The sequence below is a fragment of the Archangium sp. Cb G35 genome (genome assembly GCF_001896145.1).
Classification (GTDB): Bacteria; Myxococcota; Myxococcia; order Myxococcales; family Myxococcaceae; genus Archangium; species Archangium violaceum.
Window position 1 is genome coordinate 1 of the sequence record NZ_MPOI01000039.1, and the last position, 1,444, is coordinate 1,444.

At 64.6% G+C, this 1,444-nt stretch carries 2 protein-coding genes and 1 pseudogene; all 3 read left to right on the top strand.

Features of this window, described 5'->3' with window-relative positions:
- The first annotated feature begins 236 nt into the window (after positions 1–236).
- A complete protein-coding gene (locus BO221_RS52150) occupies positions 237–629 on the top strand; it encodes a helix-turn-helix transcriptional regulator (RefSeq protein WP_083682809.1) in 393 nt (130 codons plus the stop codon).
- Positions 626–1,045, top strand: a complete 420-nt coding sequence (locus tag BO221_RS52155; protein ID WP_073568421.1) for a helix-turn-helix domain-containing protein — start codon at positions 626–628, stop codon at positions 1,043–1,045. Before BO221_RS52150 ends, BO221_RS52155 begins: the two co-directional genes overlap by 4 nt.
- Positions 1,046–1,227: 182 nt before the next feature.
- Positions 1,228–1,444: pseudogene (locus BO221_RS52160) on the top strand (hypothetical protein); the annotation flags it as partial.

A 1,444-nucleotide genomic window follows, 5' to 3' on the forward strand; every position in this document is an offset into this window, starting at 1 on the left:
TCGCGCGTCCGGGGCCTCCAGCTTCGGACGGCTCGAAGTGGCGGCGGAGCGGAAAGCGATTCTGAACGAGGCGGCCGAGCGCAAGCTGCTGGCGGCGCAGACAGTCGAAAGAGGCGTCCTCCCCAACCCGGAAGAGTTCCTGGACAATGGGTAGACATACCAAGCCCCCCGCCGCTGTCGCTGACACTCGACAGCCGACCGAGGGCCCCAAAGCTCCGCCGAAGCTGGCGAAACACATGGGAGAGGTCGCGCGGAATGCCCGCCTGCGGGCAAGGCTGACACAGGCGGACGTAGCCGAGCGGGTTGGACTCGCTACGGAGGTTTATGGCCGCCTGGAGCGCGGCGGAATGCTTCCGAGCGTGCCCACCCTGCTAAAGCTGTGCTTTGTCCTCGGAGCGGACGCCAACGCACTGCTAGGAATCAGCTCCGGCCTGCTCCCGGTATTGGTGGACGAGCCGAAGCAGAAGAAAGAGGAAGAGTCCCCCCGGGTTCGGCAGGTGCTCCGCCACTTGCGGCGGCTGACGCCTACCCAGCTCAATGCCATTGGACACGTTGCGAGCACCTTCGCCAAATCAAACACGGCCCCGTCAGACGGAAGGGACGAATGCCTACAGGAACAGAGCACATGACTCCCGAGGAGTTGATGACCACCATCGGACCTCTCGCCCGAGAGGCCCGGGAACGGCTGAAGATGAATCAAGCCGAGGTTGCGCGTGCGGCTGGGATTTCGGCCGTTGTCTATGGGAAGATTGAACGCGGGTTGATGCTGCCCGCCGTTCCCACACTGCGAAAGATAACCCTGGCGCTCGGCATTTCGTCGGACGTGCTGCTGGGCATCAGTCCGAAAGAAGTAGCGCGGACGATGAACGAGCCCGCGCCCGAGGTGCCACTGAGCCCCGAGCTTCGCAAGCTGACGCGCACCCTGCGGGCATGGCCTGACGAAAAGGTCCGCTTCCTGGCCCGTATGGCGAAGCTGCTGGACTCGCCTTCCGTGCGGGTGGAGTTCTTGAAGGACTCCGAGAAGGAGTCCGAGCCCGAGGACTAGGCGCCGCTTTAGCGATGGGGTTGGAGCGTGGGTAGGGGGCGGCCGTGCCCTGTGTGGCCGCATTCGGGAAGGGTGTACCCACCGCCCCGGCTCCAGCCTCCAACCGGGCGGGCATCCGCGCGACTGCACCAACCACACCCGCCGGGTTCTGCTAGAGTGGTGAACCTTCGGAGGCTCCTGGCTTGGTCATCCACCTTCCCCAGAAAGGCGCCAAGATTGGCGCTTATGAAGTCATCGAGCAACTTGGCCAGGGCGGCGGCGGCCACGTCTACAAGGCCGAGCGCGGCGGGCGCAATTACGCCGTCAAGGTCCTGGCTACCCTGGACGTGGACGGCTGGACGCGGCGCGAGGTCACAGCCCTTGTCAATCTTCCACTCGATAACGTGGTGCGCTTTGTTG